We start from the raw sequence: 18370 nt of genomic DNA, 5'->3' as shown, positions 1-18370 counted from the left end.
GAGAAGTGCCATGTTCATGATCGAAGGGCTGAGCATGTTGGGAGGCGGCATCCAGCATTTCTTGACCCCACTCAGCCTGTTCAATGTTGCCTGGGCAACCCTGCTGGGTATCGTTATCGGTATGCTGCCGGGGCTGACTGCCACCATGGGTGTTGCGTTGCTCGTAACCCTGACCTACGGCATGCCGGGAGATCAGGCGATCCTGACGCTGATCTGCATGTATGTTGGAGCCATTTACGGCGGTAGCCGTAGTGCCATCTTGCTGAATATCCCCGGCACACCGGCGAGTGCCGCGACCAGTCTGGATGGGTTTCCGCTAGCGCAGCAGGGAAAAGCGGGCTATGCCATGGGGCTGGCAACGGTCAGCTCGGCGATCGGAACCGTCATCGGTATTATCTGCCTGGCGGTATTTGCTCCACTGCTGGCAGAGCTGGCCTTTGACTTCGGTACCTATGAGTTTTTCTGGTTGGCCGTATTCGGGGTGGTGATTTCAGGTCGATTGACCGCCATGGGTGACCCTTTGAAAGGCTACATCGCCGGTATTCTCGGCCTTCTCGTTGCCATGATCGGCATGGAAAGTCTGCAGGCATACCAACGCTTCACCTTTGGTGTCCACCAGCTTTCCGGAGGGATCGACATTATACCGGCCATGGTTGGAGCCTTTGGCTTTGCTGAGATATTGACCGTCATGCGCCGCCGCTATGACGCCAAGGTGCTGGTATCGCAAGATAGAGTGGTGCCTCGCTTCAAGGATGTCTGGCGCTTTAAAAGAACATCGGTACGCTCGGGGATTATCGGGACTTTTGTAGGTATCGTACCCGGTGTCGGTGAGGATATTGGCAGTTGGGCATCATATGCTGCCGCGCGCCGTGCCAGCAAAGAGAAAGAGATGTTCGGCAAAGGCTCTTATGAGGGGCTGACGGCAGCTGAAACCGGTAACAGTGCCGTTATTCCTGGCGCACTCATCCCTGTATTGACACTGGCAATTCCTGGCTCTACGGCAGCTGCCGTGCTGATTGCTGCCATGTTGATTCATGATATTCGTCCGGGGCCAATGTTAATGATCGAGAATCCCGAGTTTCTCTATCAAGTCGTCGCCATGCTGTTATTCACCACCTTGGCGATTACGCTCTATGGTTTGTCATTGACGAAGGTTCTGGTGAAAGTTCTCGCTATCCCACGCGAGAAATTGATGCCGGTGGTATATGTGCTATGTGTGATCGGACCTTTCGCCATATCACAGCGAATGTTCGATGTTTATGTCATGATATTCTTCGGGCTGGCGGGGTTCATCTTGCGTGAAATGAAATATCCCATGGCACCTATCGTACTCGGCATTATTCTGGGAACGCTGTTGGACACCAATCTGCGTCGTGGCCTGGCGTTGACCGACGGTGATCCGACGCCTTTCTTTACCCGTCCAATCAGTATGTTACTATTCGGTATAACACTGCTGGTAATCTTGATAAGCATTCCTGTGGTTAGTAGAACGATAAAACGGTTGTGTCTGGCGCTGGGGCTGCATGGGAAGCTATGGGGAAAAGCCAGGCATGAACGATAAATGAACTCACGCAAGGTGCCGTACCGTGGCTCGAAAACGCAATCCGGAATTGACCAAGGGCGATATTCTCAAGGCTGCACATGATGAGTTCTGTGAGCGTGGGTTCGATGGGGCCAGGGTCGATAGCATTGCCTCGCGCGCGGGGGCCAATAAACGTCTGCTATATCATTATTTTGGCGATAAAGAACAGCTGTACTGTGCGGTTCTATCCGGTGCATATCGTACTATTCGGGCGGGGGAAAAGGAGCTGAGTCTTGACCAATACTCTCCTGAGGAGGCCATGGATAGGCTGGTGCGCTTTACGTTTCGGCACTTTCATCAGAATCCCTGGTTCATTCGCCTGTTGACCACAGAGAATCTTCACCATGCGCGCTTCCTTAAGCTACTTCCCGAGATAAGAGAGTTGCACTCGCCTCTTGTGGCGCAGATCCAGACCTTGATCGAGCGTGGCGCCGAGAAGGGGGTGTTTCGTCGTGACGTCGATCCGGTCCAGCTGTATATATCGATCGCTGCGCTAGGCTACTTCTATCTCTCTAATATTCATACGTTATCGGTGATTTTCGACACTGATCTGGCGCATATCACCTTGATTCAAGAGCGCGAGGCGCACGCTGTCGCCATGGTGCTGGATCACCTGCGTACGATGCCTGTTTAGCAGTATCAGGCACTATCCAGCAGCGATAGCTGGCGCACCGCATCGCGCCCCTCGGGGGTGTCGTCCTGTACCTCCAGTACCTTGTGAAGGCCCCGCGAGGCCTGGATATGGCCGATGTCGTCGAGCCACATCATCGCCTGGGCGTAGTCGTCGGCAAGCTGGTGCTTGAGACCGCCGAACTGGGTGCCGATCTGCCCCCAGGCACGACTGAAGATCCAGTCGCCGAACATGTCCTGATGGATATGCACCAGCACGTAGTCATGTTCACTCTCCCAGCGGATGATCATCGGGGCTCCTGAAGGTGGTTGGCGAGCGTGGTTGGGCGCTCGACGCTGATCAGCGTGCTATTGTAACGGCGCCGCCGCCCATAGCCATAGCGCTGTGCTTGCCTGCTAACGCAATAGTTGGGAGCCCCATATGCGTGTGATCGTCGATGCCAACATCCCCGCCGCCGAGCGCTGCTTCGGTGCGCTTGGCGAGGTCATCGCGTTGCCCGGCCGCGAGATCGATGGCGCGGCGCTGGCCGGCGCCGAGGCGCTGATCGTGCGCTCGATCACGCGGGTCGATGCGGCGCTGCTCGAGGCCGCCGAACGGGCCGGGGCGCGGCTGCGTTTCGTCGGCACCTGTACCATTGGCACCGATCATGTCGACCAGGCGGCGCTGGCCGCACGCGGCATCGAGTTTGCCAGCGCCCCGGGCTGTAACGCCGAGGCGGTGGTCGACTATGTGCTGTCGAGCCTGACGCTGCTCGCCGAGCGCACCGATGCAGCGCTCGACCAGCGTCGCATCGGCATCGTCGGCGCCGGCAACGTCGGCGAGCGGCTCTATCGGCGGCTGACGGCGCTGGGGCTCGACTGCCGGCGCTGCGACCCACCGCGCGCCGAGGCGGAGCCGGGTGAGCGCTTCTATGACCTGGATGGGCTGTGCCAGTGGGCTGAGGTGCTGTGCCTTCACGCCCCGCTGGTACCTGACGGGCCGCACGCGACCCACCACCTGCTCAACGCCGAGCGCATAGCGGCACTCAAGCCGGGCACCTGGCTGCTCAATGCCGGGCGCGGCGACTGCCTGGATGGCGCGGCACTGCGCCAGCGCCTGGCCGATGCCGGCGACCTGCGCACAGTGCTCGATGTCTGGGAAGCCGAGCCGGGTATCGACGCGGCGCTGTGGCAGCTGGCGGATATCGCCACGCCGCATATCGCCGGCTATAGCCTCGATGGCAAGCTGCGCGGCACCCAGCAGGTCTATGCCGCGGCGCTGCGACGCTTCGGGATGCCGGCCGGGCTGAGCTTCGAGGACCTGGCGCCGCCGCCACCACTGACGCGCCTCGAGCTGGGCAGTGGGCTGTCGCCATGGGAGGCGCTGCGGCTGTGCATGCGCGCTGTCTACGATGTGCGCCGCGACCACGACGGCCTGGCACGGATGGCGGCCGAGTTGGGCATGGCCCGCGGCTTCGACGCCTGGCGTGCCGGCTATCCGCTACGGCGTGAATTCGCCACTCTCGAGGTGGCATTCGGCAAGGACAGCCAGTCGCTGGTGCCACTGTGCGCCGCGGCGGGCTTTCGGGTGAGGGGGTATTGAGCCACGAAAAGCAACGCCACCGCCCCGAGGGGCGGTAGCGTTGTGGGTGGTGGAGCGCCGACTAGTCAGCGCGCCGCTTACTGGCGGTAGGCGGCTTCCTTGAGGGCGCGAATGCGATCATCCAGCGGCGGGTGGCTGGCGAACATGCGCTCCATCAGCGAGCGGGTCTGGCCCTTGGTGATGGCCATGGCGCGCAGCGTGTCCGGCATCTGGTCGGGCAGCTCGGTCTCGGCCTTGAGGCGCGCCAGGGCGTTGATCATCGCCCCGGAGCCGGCCAGTTGGGCGCCAGCGGCGTCGGCGCGGTATTCGCGGAAGCGCGAGAACCAGGCGACGATCGCCGAGGCGACGATGCCGAACACGATCTCGGCCACGATCACCACCGCAAAGTAGCCCATGAAGCCGAGCCCGGCGCCGTCGGTGCGGCTCTTCAGGAAGCTGTCCACCAGGTGGGCGACGATGCGCGCGAAGAACATCACGAAGGTGTTCACCACCCCCTGAATCAGCGCCAGGGTGACCATGTCGCCATTGGCCACGTGGCCGATCTCGTGGGCCAGCACCGCACGCACCTCCTCCGGTCGCATGCGGTTGAGCAGGCCGGCGGAGACTGCCACCAGGGCATCGTTCTTGTTCCAGCCGGTGGCGAAGGCATTGGACTGCTGGGCCGGGAAGATGCCCACTTCGGGGGTCTTGATGCCGGCCTCCCGGGACAGCTCCTCGACGGTGTCGAGCAGCCACTTCTCGGTGCTGTTCGACGGCTGCTCGATGACCACCGTGCCGGTGCTGCGCTTGGCCATCCACTTGGAGATGAACAGCGAGATCATCGAGCCGGCCATGCCGAAGATGAAGCAGAAGATCAGCAGCGAGTTCATGTTCAGGCCTTGGGCATTGAGGTAGGGCTCAATGCCGAGCAGCCTGAGGGTGATGCTGGCGACCAGGATCACCCCCAGGTTGGTGGCCAGGAAAAGCAGGATTCTCATCATGTTACGCGGTCTCCGGCAAGAAACGACAAATTAGCTGTGGATTAGATACGGCCTGTGGGCCCGGGTTTCAAGCGCCACTGGCGTTTTATGCGTCATTGACGATAGCGCGACAGGAAATTACCGAAGCGCTCCAGCGCATCGTCGAGCTGCTCGGCCCACGGCAGAGTGACGATGCGCACGTGGTCCGGCTCCGGCCAGTTGAAGGCAGTACCCTGCACCAGCAGGATCTTCTCCTGCAGCAGCAGGTCGAGCACCAGCTGCTGGTCGTCCTGGATATTGAACACCTTGGGGTCGAGCCGCGGGAAGGCGTAGAGCGCGCCCTTGGGCGTGGTGCAGGAGACCCCGGGGATGGCGTTGAGCTTCTCCACGGTGATATCGCGCTGGGCGCGCAGCCGTCCGCCAGGCAGGATCAGGTCGTTGATCGACTGGTAGCCGCCCAGTGCGGTCTGGATGGCGTGTTGGGCCGGCACGTTGGCACACAGCCGCATCGAGGCGAGCATGGTCAGGCCCTGGATGTAATCGGCGGCGCGCTGCTTGGCGACGCTGCCGGAGAGGATCATCCAGCCGGAGCGGAAGCCGGCGCAGCGGTAGCTCTTGGAGAGCCCGTTCATGGTCACCACCAGCTGGTCGTCACTGGCCAGGGCGCCGGTGGAGACGTGCTCGACGTCGTCGTAGAGGATCTTGTCGTAGATCTCGTCGGAGAACACCACCAGGTCGTGCTCGCGGGCGATGTCGAGCAGCTCGCTGACCACCGCCGGCGGATATACCGCGCCGGTGGGGTTGTTGGGATTGATCAGCACGATGGCGCGGGTATGGCTGGTGAGCTTGGCGCGAATATCGTCCATATCCGGTGCCCAGTCGGCCTGCTCGTCGCACAGGTAGTGCACCGGGCGGCCGCCGGAGAGGTTGGCGGCAGCGGTCCACAGCGGGTAGTCCGGTGCCGGGATCAGTACCTCGTCGCCGTCGTTGAGGAGTGCCTGCATGGCCATCACGATCAGCTCCGAGACGCCGTTGCCGATGTAGATGTCCTCGATGCCGACGCTGGGGATCTGCTTGCGCTGGCACTCCTGCATGATCGCCTTGCGCGCCGAGTAGAGCCCCTTGGAATCGCAGTAGCCCTGGGCGGTGGGCAGGTTGCGCATCACGTCCTGGAGGATCTCCTCCGGCGCCTCGAAGCCGAACGGCGCGGGATTGCCGATATTCAGCTTGAGGATGCGCTGGCCTTCCTCTTCCAGGCGCTTGGCGTGGTCGAGCACCGGGCCGCGAATGTCGTAGCAGACGTTGTATAGCTTGTGCGATTTCCTGATCGGGGTGTCCATGTGGTGTCCGAAAAATGCGTCCAGTAGTGGGCCCACGAGGGGCGTCTCATTGGTTATCGGTGGTGCTCGGGGCGTCGTCCTCGGCCGCTGGCGCGGGGATGTCCGCCGGGGTCTCGAGCGTTACCGGGCCGAGCTTGCCGTCGCGCAGCTCGTGCAGCAGCACCTCGGCGCCGCGGTGCAGGTCGACTTCGCCGCCGGCACGCAGGCCGCCGCGCCTGGCGGCGATCTCGGCGACGATGGCCGCGCCGTCGAAGCCGGCCAGGGCCAGGAAGTCGGGCCGTGCCGGGCCGTCAGCCTCGACCCGCGCCGCCTCGGGGTTGGCGGTGTAGGCGGGCAGGGCCTTGAGCTTATAGCGCGCGGTGAGGGCCTCGGGATAGCGCTTGGCCAGTTCGGCGGCGGTGATCACTGCCACGTCGATGTAGTCGATGGCGGTGTCGCGGATCGCGCCGCTGGCGGCCAGGCGGTAGGCGCTGGCCTGGTCCTCGATCTTCGGCCACAGCACCCCGGGGGTGTCGACCAGCGCCACCCGGCCGTCGAGGCGCACCTTCTGCTGGCGCTTGGTCACCGCCGGCTCGTTACCGGTCTTGGCGATCTTGCGGCCGGCCAGGCCGTTGATCAAGGTCGATTTTCCCACGTTGGGTATGCCCATCACCATTACCCGCACGTCGCGGTCGGCGCGGATCTGGCCGGCCAGTTCGTGGCACAGCTTGGGGATGTGCTTGAGCTCTCGGGCGTTGGTGGTGGTCACTGCCAGGGCGCGGGTGTCGGGCTGGGCGTCGAAGTGGGCGACCCATTCGGCGGTGCGCGCCGGGTCGGCGAGGTCGGCCCGCGACAGGATCTTGAGCACCGGCTTGTGTTCGGTGAGCTCGGCGAGCATCGGATTGGCGCTGGAGTAGGGCAGGCGGGCATCCAGCACCTCGAGCACCACGTCGATCTCCGGCAGCGCCTCCTTGATCTGGCGGCGCGCCTTGTTCATGTGTCCCGGGAACCAGCCGAGCATGGCCACTCTCCATCAGCGTGCAAAAGGTGACCATTCTAGCAGAGCGTAACCCGTGCGTGGGCCGGCAAACGCCGGCCCGGGCAGGCTCATTCGCCGTCGTGAAAGCTCAGCGACACCGAGTTGATGCAGTAGCGCAGGCCGGTGGTCTGGGGCGGGCCATCGGGGAAGACATGGCCGAGGTGGGCGTTGCAGTGGGCGCAGACCACCTCGGTGCGCTGCATGCCGTGGCTGTCGTCGACGTGCTCTTCCACGGCGTTGACTCCCAGCGGGCGGTCGAAGCTCGGCCAGCCGCAGCCAGCATCGAACTTGTGCTCGCTTTCGAACAGCGGCGCCTGGCAGCACACACAGTGGTAGATGCCGTGGTCGTTGCTGACCTGATAGTCGCCGCTGAACGGCCGTTCGGTGCCTTTCTCACGGGTGACGCGATACTGCTCCGGAGTTAGCTGGGCACGCCACTCGGCGTCGCTTTTCTCGACTTTGTTGCGCATGGCGGTCTCTCTCGCTGCGGGTGAATCTGTGGCCATCAAACACCGCTCGGGGGGTGTCTGGCTAGTCTCGACACGGCTATTATCAGCGTAGCTGGCCGGTCGGGAAAATCCCGCTTGGGCAGTCGCTTGACAGCCTAATGGGCGCTCAGTAACATACGCGCCACCTCGATGAGGGAACGCCGCGTCCCATTCGTCTAGTGGTCCAGGACACCGCCCTTTCACGGCGGTAACAGGGGTTCGAACCCCCTATGGGACGCCACTTCCTCTCGTCAGGTGCTGGATGATCGGTTGGTGAAGGGCCTGCGCGGGAATAGCTCAGTGGTAGAGCACAACCTTGCCAAGGTTGGGGTCGCGAGTTCGAATCTCGTTTCCCGCTCCAAGAACCGCAAGCGCTGCGTCCCATTCGTCTAGTGGTCCAGGACACCGCCCTTTCACGGCGGTAACAGGGGTTCGAACCCCCTATGGGACGCCACTCGATCATCGATAGGTTGCGATACAAGCGGGAATAGCTCAGTGGTAGAGCACAACCTTGCCAAGGTTGGGGTCGCGAGTTCGAATCTCGTTTCCCGCTCCAAGTAAGACCCGAGCAGGCCAATGTGACGGTCGCGAGCTGGTGCGCCAGCCCGGTCGATCTCGTTTCCCGCTCCAAGCACCAAAAAAATATTGCGTCCCATTCGTCTAGTGGTCCAGGACACCGCCCTTTCACGGCGGTAACAGGGGTTCGAACCCCCTATGGGACGCCACCTTGCTGCCACGCTTCATTATGCGGGAATAGCTCAGTGGTAGAGCACAACCTTGCCAAGGTTGGGGTCGCGAGTTCGAATCTCGTTTCCCGCTCCAAGCGAGTCCCGAGCAGGCCAACGTGACGGTCGCGAGCTGGTGCGCCAGCCCGGTCGAATCACTTTTCCCGCTCCAAATAATCCCCTTCCTTATCTGATTCTCGAGGCCCTTGAATTCTCGACGATCGGCCATATCTTTAGTCGCCTAATGATTCACCCATCTCCCGGGAGATCCCGATGGCCACACCGGCGCTGTCCATCCGTGGGCTGACCAAGGTCTACGGCAACGGTTTTCACGCCCTCAAGGGCATCGATCTCGACGTGCAACAGGGCGACTTCTTCGCGCTGCTCGGGCCCAACGGGGCCGGCAAGTCGACCACCCTCGGCGTGGTCTGCTCACTGGTGCAGAAGAGCGCCGGTCAGATCTCGATCTTTGGCATCGATACCGACCGCGATTTCGCCCGCGCCAAGTATCACCTCGGCGTGGTGCCCCAGGAGTTCAACTTCAACCAGTTCGAGAAGGTCATCGATATCGTGCTGGCCCAGGCCGGCTACTACGGCATGCCGCGCAGCGAGGCCTTGCCCCGCGCCAAGCGGCTGCTCGGCGACCTCGGCCTGTGGGACAAGCGCGATGGCAGCGCGCGGATGCTCTCCGGCGGCATGAAGCGCCGGCTGATGATCGCCCGCGCGCTGATGCACCGCCCCAAGCTGCTGATCCTCGACGAGCCTACCGCCGGGGTGGATATCGAGCTGCGCCGCAGCATGTGGGAGTACCTGCGCCGCATCAACCGCGAGGAGGGCACCACCATCATTCTCACCACCCACTACCTCGAGGAAGCCGAGAGCCTGTGTCGCAACGTGGCGATCATCAACCACGGCGAGATCATCCGTAATACCAGCGTCAGGGCACTGCTCACCGAGCTCGACACCGAGACCTTCCTGTTCGACCTGGCCGCACCGCTGGAGGCGGTGCCGCACATCGAAGGCTTCGAGGTGCAGCAGGTAGACGGCGCCCAGCTCGCGGTCATGGTGCACCGCGGGCAGCGGCTCAACGATATCTTCGCCGCCCTGGGCGAACAGGGCATCGAGGTGGTGTCGATGCGCAACCGCGCCAACCGCCTCGAGGAGATGTTCGTAACCATGGTCGAGCAGGGCAATGCCGACCTTGCGCGTGCCGCTGCCGCGGCGGAGGCGCGCCCATGAGCCCGACACAGATCGCCATCGCGCTATGGACCCTGGTGCACAAGGAGATCAAGCGCTTCACGCGGATCTGGCCGCAGACCCTGCTGCCGCCGTCGATCACCATGACCATGTACTTCATCATCTTCGGCAACCTGATCGGCTCGCGGATCGGCGACATGGATGGCTTCAGCTACATGGACTTCATCGTCCCCGGGCTGATCATGATGGCGGTGATCACCAACAGCTACTCCAACGTCGCGTCATCCTTCTTCTCCAACAAGTTCCAGCGCTCCATCGAGGAGATGATGGTCTCGCCGATGCCCAACTGGGTTATCCTGACCGGCTTCGTGCTGGGGGGGATGGCGCGCGGGCTGGGCGTAGGGCTGATCGTGACCATAGTGTCGCTGTTCTTTACGCGTATCAGCATGGCCCACCCAATTTTGACCATCGTGGTGGTGGTGCTGACCTCGGCGCTGTTCTCCATCGGCGGCTTCATCAATGCGCTGCTGGCCGACAAGTTCGACGATATCTCCATCGTGCCGACCTTCATCCTCACGCCGTTGACCTACCTCGGCGGGGTGTTCTACTCGATCTCGATGCTGCCAGCGCTGTGGCAGGGGGTGTCGATGCTCAACCCAATCCTGTACATGGTCAACGTGTTCCGCTATGGCTTCCTGGGCGTCTCGGACATCCCGGTGGTCTGGGCGCTGAGCGCCATCGTGGCCTTTATCGTGGTGCTGTTCGGCATTGCGCTGTGGATGCTCGAACACGGCAAGGGAATTCGTTCATGAGCCAGCATCGTCCCGATACCCTGCAACACGCTCCGCTGGGCCGCGAATCGGCCTACCCGGAGCGCTACGACGCCACGCTGCTCTATTCCATCCCGCGGGCCGCCAACCGCGCGCCGCTAGGCATCGAGGAGGGCGCCTTGCCGTTCGTTGGCGAGGACGAGTGGCACGCCTTCGAGGTCTCCTGGCTCAACGCCCGCGGCAAGCCGCTGGTGGCGGTGGCGCGCTTCCGGCTGCCGGCGGACTCGCCGAATCTGATCGAGTCGAAGTCGTGGAAGCTCTATCTCAACGGCTTCAATCAGACCCGCTTCGCCAGCCGCGAAGAGGTGATAGCGAAGCTCGAGCGTGATCTGAGCGGCGTGGCCGGATCAGCCGTCGAGGTAGCACTATTCGGCGTCGACGACCAGGCGCTGGCACCGCGGCGCCTGCCCGGCGAGTGCCTGGATGACCTGGACATCGAGGTCGACGACTACACTCCGAGTGCCGCCCATCTGAAGGTAGGGGAGGAGATCGTCGAGGAGACGCTGCACTCGCACCTGCTCAAGTCCAACTGCCCGGTCACCGGCCAGCCCGACTGGGGCAGCGTGATGATCCGCTACCGCGGCCCCCGGCTCGACCGTGAAGGGTTGCTGCGCTACCTGATCGGCTATCGCCAGCACCAGGACTTCCATGAGCACTGCGTCGAGCACATCTTCAGCGACCTGATGGTCCGCGCCCGACCCGAACGGCTGCTGGTGCTGGCGCGCTACGTGCGTCGCGGCGGCCTGGATATCAGCCCCTGGCGCGCGACCCCCGGCGAGCGCCCGCCGGAGCCGCTGCGCCTGGCTCGGCAGTAAGCCACTGCGGTAAGCTGGTGGCCTATTCGACACCACTACGAGGAGACGCCGGATGGATGCCATGACGCTGCTGCACGAGCGCAGTTCCATGGGCAAGCTGATGGGCCCGCCCCCTGACGCCGCCCAGTGCGAGGCGCTGTACCGCGCCGCGCTGCGCGCGCCCGACCACAAGGAATTGACGCCATGGCGCTTCATCGAGTTCTCCGGCAAGGGCCTCGACCGCCTCGGTGAGCTGTTCGCCGAGGCCGAGTACCGCGACGACCCGCACAGTGGCGATGACACCCTGAACGCCGCGCGCAAGAAGCCCCTTCGCGCACCGATGGTGATCGCGGTGATTGCCAAGGTGACCCCGGATCTGCCCAAGGTACCGCCAGTGGAGCAGGTGATTTCCGCCGGCTGCGCCGCCCACGGCATCGTACTCGCCGCCCATGCCCTGGGCCTCGGCGCCATGTGGCGCAGCGGCCACTACGCCTTCAACAGCACCGTGCGCAAGGGGCTTGGCCTTGGCGAGCACGACGAGATCGTCGGCTTTCTTTACCTCGGTCAGCTGGCCGGGCGCCACAAGCCGCTTCCCGAGCGCGACCCGGCCGACTTCGTCGAGCGCTGGGACTGATGGATATACCGCGCCGCCCCGGCCAGCCACACCCGCGCCTGGCGCTGCCGAAGGCGGGGCTGGGGGATGACCTGGAGGCATTTCAGCACTGGCTGCAGCAGGCCATACCCCAGGTGGCGCATCTCGGCATCCAGCGCATGGGACTGGACGGTGAGGCGCTCGAATGGCATCTCGAGTTGGCTCCCAGCCTCAACGACAAGGGCACCGGCTTCGGCGGCGCCATGGCCTCTCAGGCCATCCTGATCGGCTGGTGCTGGCTGACCCTGTGGCTGCGCCAGCAGGGGCGTGCTCAGGACGTGGTCATCGCCGATGCCCGGCAGCGTTTCCTGGCCCCGGTCAGCGGCGACTACCGCCTGCGCTGCGAGCCCGCCTCGGCGGATGGCGTGGCCGCGTTGAGGGAACGACTCACCAACCGCGGCAAGGGCCGCATCAGTCTCGTTCAGCACCTCTACTGCGGCGAAACGCTCTGCTTCGAGGCTGGCGGCGACTATGCCGTACTGCCCTCATCGCCCACCTGACGCCCCGCCCGCAGCGGAAAAACGGCTTGCAATCACAGGCTTGGCTCGTTACAGTGTGCGCCGTTCTGACGCATAGGCCGAGCCGCTAACGCCGCCCGATCCTGCGAAAGAGCCACAATGTGGAGGGGTGTCCGAGTGGTCGAAGGAGCACGCCTGGAAAGTGTGTAAGTCGAAAGGCTTCGAGGGTTCGAATCCCTCCCCCTCCGCCACAAATATCGAGAAAGCCGCTGATTTCAGCGGCTTTTTCTTTTTCTGGCGGTGTCACTACCTCGCGTCCTTGCCCTTGCCCTTGCGCGAGTCGACGGCCTTTCTCGTTCAGCCCGGCATTACCCATCTCTTATGGGTTATGGGGTGGCACGCAACTGTCTGTTATTCGCTTCGTGCTCTTGTCGTAAATTCATCGCCGGCGGTGGCCAATCACCGTATGCAGGACGGCAGGCCAGCGGAGTGAATTACCTGCTACGCTTTGTAATGTTAAGCAAACTCCTGATAAGTAGAGAGACCTATCGTGGTGAGCATCATGATGGCTATCACGTGGGACCAAAAGAAGGAAGGAGGCTGATTTCTTGAATACATACAAGGCGAAATGTAACGGGAGGAGGTGAGCATGGCGATGAACGACTGGCGTCACAGGCAGTACCGCCTTGTTACGCGAATGAGTGACGCGAATAAAAAGCGGCGTTAAAAATGCGTGCCACCACCGGGCTCATCACGGGTAAAGCGTTTGCCTGACGGTGCTGGTTCTACCCTGACGAACGGGAGAACGTTCATGGCTACTGGTGTTTGGATTAGCTTGTTTGGTTACTTTGCGCTGATGATCGCCATCGGCATCTATGCCATGCGCAAAGCGACGGCCTCATCCGAGGATTATATGCTGGGTGGCCGAGGCCTCAGCCCGCAAGTGGCGGCGTTGTCAGCCGGCGCATCGGACATGAGTGGCTGGCTGCTGCTGGGGCTGCCCGGGGCAATGTTCGTCTCCGGCCTGGGCTCGGCGTGGATCGGTATCGGCCTGCTGGTGGGTGCGTTCTTCAACTGGACCCTGGTGGCGCCGCGGCTTCGTGAGCAGACCGTGCATTACGGCAATGCGATTACCATCCCGGCGTTCCTGGCCAACCGGTTTCCGACTCGGGCGCTCTCTCTGCGGACGGTGTCCGCCATCGTCATCGTGATCTTCTTTGCGGTCTACACCGCGTCAGGCTTGGTAGCGGGCGGCAAGCTGTTCGAAAGCGCGTTCGCCGGGATATACAACTTCGGCGACATGAGCAACTACGCCATGGGGGTCATGATCACCCTCGGCGTGGTGCTGATCTATACCGTCGTCGGCGGCTTCCTGGCCGTGAGCATGACCGACTTCGTGCAGGGCTGCATCATGATGCTGGCGCTGGTGATCATGCCGGCGGTGGTGCTCTTCGGCGAAGGGGGCGGCGGTTTTAGCCAGGCCTCACAGACCTTGAATGAAGTCGATCCCACGCTGCTCTCCTGGACCTCGGGGCTGACCTTTATCGGCTGGCTGTCGGCGGTGACCTGGGGGCTGGGCTATTTCGGTCAGCCGCATATCATCGTGCGCTTCATGGCGATCCGCTCGCTGAAGGACGTTCCGGTTGCCCGCAACATCGGCATGAGCTGGATGCTTATCTCGCTGATCGGTGCGGTCTCGCTGGGGATCTTCGGCCGCGCCTATGCGATCCGCAACGGCATGGACGTCGAGGACCCGGAAACGATCTTTATCATCCTCGCGGAGCTGCTGTTCCATCCGCTGATTACCGGCTTCCTCTATGCGGCGCTGCTGGCGGCCATCATGAGCACGATTTCCAGTCAGCTGTTGGTGTCGTCTTCGTCGTTGACCGAGGACTTCTACCGCCTGTTCCTGCATAAGAACGCGACCGAGCAGCAGTGCGTGGCCGTGGGCCGCGTGTGTGTGGTGCTGGTGGGTATCGTGGCCGCCGTGATTGCGTCCGATGAAGACTCTCAGGTGCTGGGGCTGGTCAGTAACGCTTGGGCGGGCTTCGGGGCGGCATTCGGCCCGCTGATCATTCTGTCGCTGATGTGGCCTCGCACCAACGGCGCCGGCGCCATCGCCGGCATGGTGGTGGGTGCCGCCACCGTGATGATCTGGATCACCCTGGGCTGGAACGGTGAGTTTATGGGTGGCCCCGGTGTATACGAGATTATTCCTGGCTTCATCGCTTCCTTTGTTGCCATCATGGTGGTGAGCAGCGTGACGGCCGATGCTGGTGAATATCAGCACATCACTCGCTAGCAGGGCGCAGTCCACGTAGTGAGAGAGCTCCTGCGGGAGCTCCAACTATGCGGCGCATCAATGCTACGTCTCGGGTAGCAAGGAGAGATTCAGCATGAACGACGCCAAGCGATATCTGCACATCGATTCGGCAGACCTCCGGGCACGCATCCGCGCCAACTACGACGCCGATGAAGCAGCGGTGCTGCAGGCGCTTGTCGAGCGTATCAAACTGTCGGAGGAGGAGCGCCGCGAGGTGGCCGCCGTGGGCGCCAACTATGTGGCACGGGTGCGCAAGGAGAGGTCGCCCTCGATGATGGAGGCGTTCCTGGCCGAGTACGGACTCTCGACCACCGAGGGCGTGGGCTTGATGTGTCTGGCTGAAGCGCTGCTGCGCGTGCCAGATGCGGAAACCATCGACGATCTGATCCACGACAAGATCGAGCCGTCCGACTGGGGTGCCCACCTGGGCAAGTCGTCCTCGTCGATGGTCAACGCCTCGACCTGGGCGCTGCTGCTGACCGGCAAGGTGCTGGAAGAGGATCCCAAGGGGCCGACGCGGGCGCTGCGCGGTCTGGTCCGCCGCATGGGCGAACCGGTGGTGCGCAAGGCCGTTGGCCAGTCGATGAAGATCCTCGGCCGCCAGTTCGTGCTCGGCCAGACCATCGAGGAGGGCATGAAGAATGCCCGCGAACTCGAGAAGCAGGGCTACACCTACTCCTACGATATGCTCGGCGAAGCGGCACGCACCGACGAGGATGCCGTCCGCTATCACCGGGCCTACGCCAAGGCGATCAGCGCGATTGCCAAGCAGGCCAAGGGCGATGTGCGCGGCAGCCCCGGCATCTCGGTGAAGCTCTCGGCGCTGCATCCGCGCTATGAATATACCCATCGTGACACGGTGATGGCGGAACTCGTGCCACGCGCCAGGGAGCTGGTGCAGCAGGCGGCCAAGGCCAATATCGGCTTCAATATCGACGCCGAGGAGCAGGACCGGCTCGACCTCTCCCTCGACGTGATCGAAGCGCTGATGTCGGACCCCAGCCTCGATGGCTGGGACGGTTTCGGGGTCGTGGTACAGGCCTATGGGCGCCGCGCCGCGCCGGTCATCGAGGCGCTCTACGAGCTTGCCGAACGCTTCGACCGCAAGATCATGGTGCGCCTGGTCAAGGGTGCCTACTGGGATACCGAGATCAAGCTGTCCCAGGAGATGGGGGTCAAGACCTTTCCGGTCTACACGCGCAAGGTCAATACCGACGTCAGCTATATGGCCTGCGCCCAAATGCTGCTCGACCGTCGTGACCGTATCTACCCACAGTTCGCCACCCACAATGCCCACACCTGCGCCGCCGTGGTGGCCATGGCCGGCGGTGACAAGGAGAGCTACGAATTTCAGCGCCTGCACGGCATGGGTGAATCACTGCACCATATCGTCAAGCAGGCGGAAGGCACGCACTGCCGTATCTACGCCCCGGTCGGCGCGCACCGTGACCTGCTGGCCTACCTGGTGCGCCGCCTGCTGGAGAATGGTGCGAACTCCTCGTTCGTCAACCAGGTAGTGGATAGCTCGATCCCTCCCAGCGAGGTCTCGAAGGATCCGGTGTCCGGGTTCCAGCAGCTTGGCAAGGACGTATCAAGCCCGCTGATTCGCCAGCCCGGCGAGCTGTTCGCGCCCGATCGCAAGAACTCCAAGGGCTACCGCATCAACGAACCCGCCTCGATCCTGCCGCTGCTCAAGGCGCGTGAGGCCTTTGCCGACGCCACCTGGACGGCAGGCCCCATGCTGGTGGGCAGTCCGGCACCGCAAGGGCCGGCTCGCGACGCCCTGTCGCCCGCCGACGGCTCGCGGGTGATTGGTAAGGTACATGAAGCGACACTGGAGGAGGTGGCCGCCGCCCTCGATGCCGCCGAGCAGGGCTTCCGCGAATGGTCGGCGCGCCCGGCGGCGCAGCGCGCCGAGGTGCTGCACCGCACCGCCGACCTCTATGAAGCGCACATCGCCGAGCTGACCGTGATCGCCACCCGCGAGGCCGGCAAGATGATGTTCGATGGCATCGCCGAAGTGCGCGAAGCGGTGGATTTTCTGCGCTTCTATGCCAACGAGGCCGAGCGGCTGGAGGCGGAGGAGCCTGGCAGTGCCCGCGGCATGTTCGTCTGCATCAGCCCGTGGAACTTCCCGCTGGCCATCTTCACCGGCCAGATCGCTGCGGCGCTGGCGGCCGGCAATGCCGTGTTGGCCAAGCCCGCCGAGCAGACGCCGCTGATCGCCGCCCGCGCCGTCGAACTGATGCGTGAGGCCGGACTGCCGGAAGCGGCGCTGCAACTGCTGCCTGGTGACGGGCCGACGGTGGGTGGTCCGCTGACCAACGATCCGCGGATTGCTGGTGTGTGCTTCACCGGCTCGACCCCGGTGGCGCAGATCATCCACCAGGCCCTGGCGCAGAATGCCGGGCCGGACGCGGTACTGATCGCCGAGACCGGCGGGCTGAATGCCATGATCGTGGACTCCACGGCGCTGACCGAGCAGGCGGTGCGCGACATCCTGATTTCCTCCTTCCAGTCGGCCGGCCAGCGCTGTTCGGCGCTGCGCATGCTCTACGTCCAGGAAGAGGCCCGCGAGCGGCTACTCCACATGCTCGACGGCGCCATGGACGCGCTGACCATCGGCGATCCGTGGAATACCGACACCGACGTCTCGCCGGTGATCGACGCCGAGGCCCAGGCCGACATCAGCGCCTACGTGGCGGAGCAGGAAAAAACCGGCAAGGTGATGAAGACGCTGCCGGTGCCGGACACCGGCACCTTTGTTACCCCGGCGGTGGTCGAGGTCGGCGGGATCGAGGATCTCGAGCGTGAGATATTTGGTCCGGTCCTGCACGTGGCCACCTTCAAGGCGCGCGACATCGACAAGGTGGTCGATGCCATCAACGACCGCGGGTACGGGCTGACCTTCGGCCTGCATACCCGCATCGACGACCGCGTGCAGCAGATCGTCGAGCGCATCCATGTCGGCAATATCTACGTCAATCGCAACCAGATCGGCGCCATCGTCGGCTCCCAGCCCTTCGGCGGCGAGGGCCTCTCGGGCACCGGTCCCAAGGCCGGCGGTCCGCTCTACGTCTCGCGCTTCCGGCGTACTGCACCCGCGGAGCGTTACGACGCACCGCAGGGCAAGGCCGTAACACTCGAGGCGCTGCAGCCGGCCCTCGACGGGCTCGACTCACGCAACTGGGCGGCGCGACCCGACCGGGTCGAGGTGCTGCGCCGCGCGCTGTCCGGCAAGGGCGGCGTGGTACGCAGGGCGCTCAATGAGACGGCGGCACTGGACATGACACCGCAGACCCTGCCGGGGCCGACGGGGGAAAGTAATCGATTGTCGCAGTACCCGAAGGGGCCGGTGCTGTGCCTGGGACCGACCCTGGATATCGCCCTGGCGCAGGCCGCCCAGGCGCTGGGCACAGGCTGTGCGGCGGTGGTGGTGGCGACAGGCGCCGAGCAGGCGGTGAAGCCGCTGATCGATGCCGGGGCGCCGCTGGTTGGGCTCGACGGCATCGTTATGCCGAAGGCGCTGAGCGACCTCAATGGCATCGCCGCAGTAGCCGCCGCCGGCGCCAGCGACTGGACCCGCGAGCTGCGGCTGGCCCTCGCCAAGCGCGACGGTGCGATCATCCCGCTCGAGACCCAGGTCATTGCGCCGGAACGCTACGTGGTGGAACGCCATCTGTGCATCGATACCACTGCCGCGGGGGGTAATGCCAGCCTGCTGGCGACGGCCGAATAGGCCCGCCGACTGGCATGGCGGCCCTGTGAATGGCCGCCTCCAGTCGCAGAGTG

Annotated in this window: 15 protein-coding genes and 7 tRNA genes; 17 read left to right on the top strand and 5 right to left on the bottom strand. The window is 63.7% G+C overall.

Features of this window, described 5'->3' with window-relative positions:
- Positions 1-10: 10 nt before the first annotated feature.
- Positions 11-1561, top strand: a complete 1551-nt coding sequence (locus CK498_RS04565) for a tripartite tricarboxylate transporter permease (protein WP_217987689.1) — start codon at positions 11-13, stop codon at positions 1559-1561.
- Positions 1562-1586: 25 nt separating this feature from the next.
- Positions 1587-2216 (top strand): TetR/AcrR family transcriptional regulator, encoded by a 630-nt coding sequence (locus tag CK498_RS04560; protein WP_095619686.1) that lies wholly within the window; start codon positions 1587-1589, stop codon positions 2214-2216.
- A 5-nt stretch (positions 2217-2221) separates the two neighbouring features.
- On the opposite strand, the gene CK498_RS04555 is transcribed toward CK498_RS04560, so the two are convergent.
- Positions 2222-2503, bottom strand: coding sequence for a hypothetical protein (locus CK498_RS04555; RefSeq protein WP_095619685.1), 282 nt, complete (start codon positions 2501-2503; stop codon positions 2222-2224).
- Positions 2504-2633: 130 nt separating this feature from the next.
- On the opposite strand from CK498_RS04555, the gene pdxB reads away from it, so the two are divergent.
- Positions 2634-3794 carry a 4-phosphoerythronate dehydrogenase PdxB gene (pdxB, locus tag CK498_RS04550; protein WP_095619684.1) on the top strand — a complete coding sequence of 387 codons (1161 nt, stop codon included), beginning with the start codon at positions 2634-2636 and terminating at the stop codon, positions 3792-3794.
- 77 nt (positions 3795-3871) lie between these two features.
- Here the strand turns inward: pdxB and htpX are convergent, their stop codons facing one another.
- From htpX to msrB, 4 genes are all read right to left on the bottom strand, one after another.
- Positions 3872-4774, bottom strand: coding sequence for a protease HtpX (gene htpX, locus CK498_RS04545; RefSeq protein ID WP_095619683.1), 903 nt, complete (start codon positions 4772-4774; stop codon positions 3872-3874).
- 92 nt (positions 4775-4866) lie between these two features.
- A complete protein-coding gene (locus CK498_RS04540; RefSeq protein ID WP_095620226.1) occupies positions 4867-6093 on the bottom strand; it encodes a pyridoxal phosphate-dependent aminotransferase in 1227 nt (408 codons plus the stop codon).
- Positions 6094-6139: 46 nt separating this feature from the next.
- Entirely contained in the window at positions 6140-7093 is a 954-nt protein-coding gene (ylqF, locus tag CK498_RS04535) for a ribosome biogenesis GTPase YlqF (RefSeq protein ID WP_095619682.1), read from the bottom strand.
- 86 nt (positions 7094-7179) lie between these two features.
- The gene (msrB, locus tag CK498_RS04530; RefSeq protein ID WP_095619681.1) at positions 7180-7581 is read right to left on the bottom strand and encodes a peptide-methionine (R)-S-oxide reductase MsrB; all 402 of its coding nucleotides are present in this window, start codon (positions 7579-7581) and stop codon (positions 7180-7182) included.
- A gap of 183 nt (positions 7582-7764) precedes the next feature.
- On the opposite strand from msrB, the gene CK498_RS04525 reads away from it, so the two are divergent.
- The 14 genes from CK498_RS04525 to putA all read left to right on the top strand — a co-directional run bounded on the left by CK498_RS04525 (position 7765) and on the right by putA (position 18317).
- Positions 7765-7840 (top strand) — tRNA-Glu (locus CK498_RS04525).
- 45 nt (positions 7841-7885) lie between these two features.
- Positions 7886-7960 (top strand) — tRNA-Gly (locus CK498_RS04520).
- A gap of 17 nt (positions 7961-7977) precedes the next feature.
- Positions 7978-8053 (top strand) — tRNA-Glu (locus CK498_RS04515).
- 27 nt (positions 8054-8080) lie between these two features.
- Positions 8081-8155 (top strand) — tRNA-Gly (locus CK498_RS04510).
- A gap of 93 nt (positions 8156-8248) precedes the next feature.
- Positions 8249-8324: transfer RNA gene (locus CK498_RS04505), tRNA-Glu, on the top strand.
- A gap of 22 nt (positions 8325-8346) precedes the next feature.
- Positions 8347-8421 (top strand) — tRNA-Gly (locus CK498_RS04500).
- Positions 8422-8597: 176 nt separating this feature from the next.
- Positions 8598-9563, top strand: a complete 966-nt coding sequence (locus CK498_RS04495; RefSeq protein ID WP_095619680.1) for an ABC transporter ATP-binding protein — start codon at positions 8598-8600, stop codon at positions 9561-9563.
- Positions 9560-10333 (top strand): ABC transporter permease, encoded by a 774-nt coding sequence (locus CK498_RS04490; RefSeq protein WP_095619679.1) that lies wholly within the window; start codon positions 9560-9562, stop codon positions 10331-10333. The genes CK498_RS04495 and CK498_RS04490 overlap by 4 nt, the downstream gene beginning before the upstream one ends.
- Positions 10330-11166 carry an NADPH-dependent 7-cyano-7-deazaguanine reductase QueF gene (gene queF, locus CK498_RS04485; RefSeq protein WP_095619678.1) on the top strand — a complete coding sequence of 279 codons (837 nt, stop codon included), beginning with the start codon at positions 10330-10332 and terminating at the stop codon, positions 11164-11166. Before CK498_RS04490 ends, queF begins: the two co-directional genes overlap by 4 nt.
- 52 nt (positions 11167-11218) lie before the next feature.
- The gene (locus CK498_RS04480; protein ID WP_095619677.1) at positions 11219-11779 is read left to right on the top strand and encodes a nitroreductase family protein; all 561 of its coding nucleotides are present in this window, start codon (positions 11219-11221) and stop codon (positions 11777-11779) included.
- Positions 11779-12297 (top strand): YiiD C-terminal domain-containing protein, encoded by a 519-nt coding sequence (locus CK498_RS04475; RefSeq protein ID WP_095619676.1) that lies wholly within the window; start codon positions 11779-11781, stop codon positions 12295-12297. The genes CK498_RS04480 and CK498_RS04475 overlap by 1 nt, the downstream gene beginning before the upstream one ends.
- Before the next feature lie 121 nt (positions 12298-12418).
- Positions 12419-12506, top strand: a tRNA-Ser gene (locus CK498_RS04470).
- A gap of 560 nt (positions 12507-13066) precedes the next feature.
- Complete coding sequence (gene putP / locus CK498_RS04465) at positions 13067-14557, top strand: sodium/proline symporter PutP (protein ID WP_095619675.1); 1491 nt, start codon at positions 13067-13069, stop codon at positions 14555-14557.
- A gap of 94 nt (positions 14558-14651) precedes the next feature.
- Positions 14652-18317 carry a bifunctional proline dehydrogenase/L-glutamate gamma-semialdehyde dehydrogenase PutA gene (gene putA / locus CK498_RS04460; RefSeq protein WP_095619674.1) on the top strand — a complete coding sequence of 1222 codons (3666 nt, stop codon included), beginning with the start codon at positions 14652-14654 and terminating at the stop codon, positions 18315-18317.
- The last annotated feature ends 53 nt before the right edge of the window (positions 18318-18370 follow it).

The organism is Halomonas salipaludis (genome assembly GCF_002286975.1).
GTDB lineage: Bacteria > Pseudomonadota > Gammaproteobacteria > Pseudomonadales > Halomonadaceae > Franzmannia > Franzmannia salipaludis.
The sequence above is the reverse complement of the archived record's forward strand: the minus strand, read 5'-3'. Positions and strand labels throughout refer to the sequence as shown.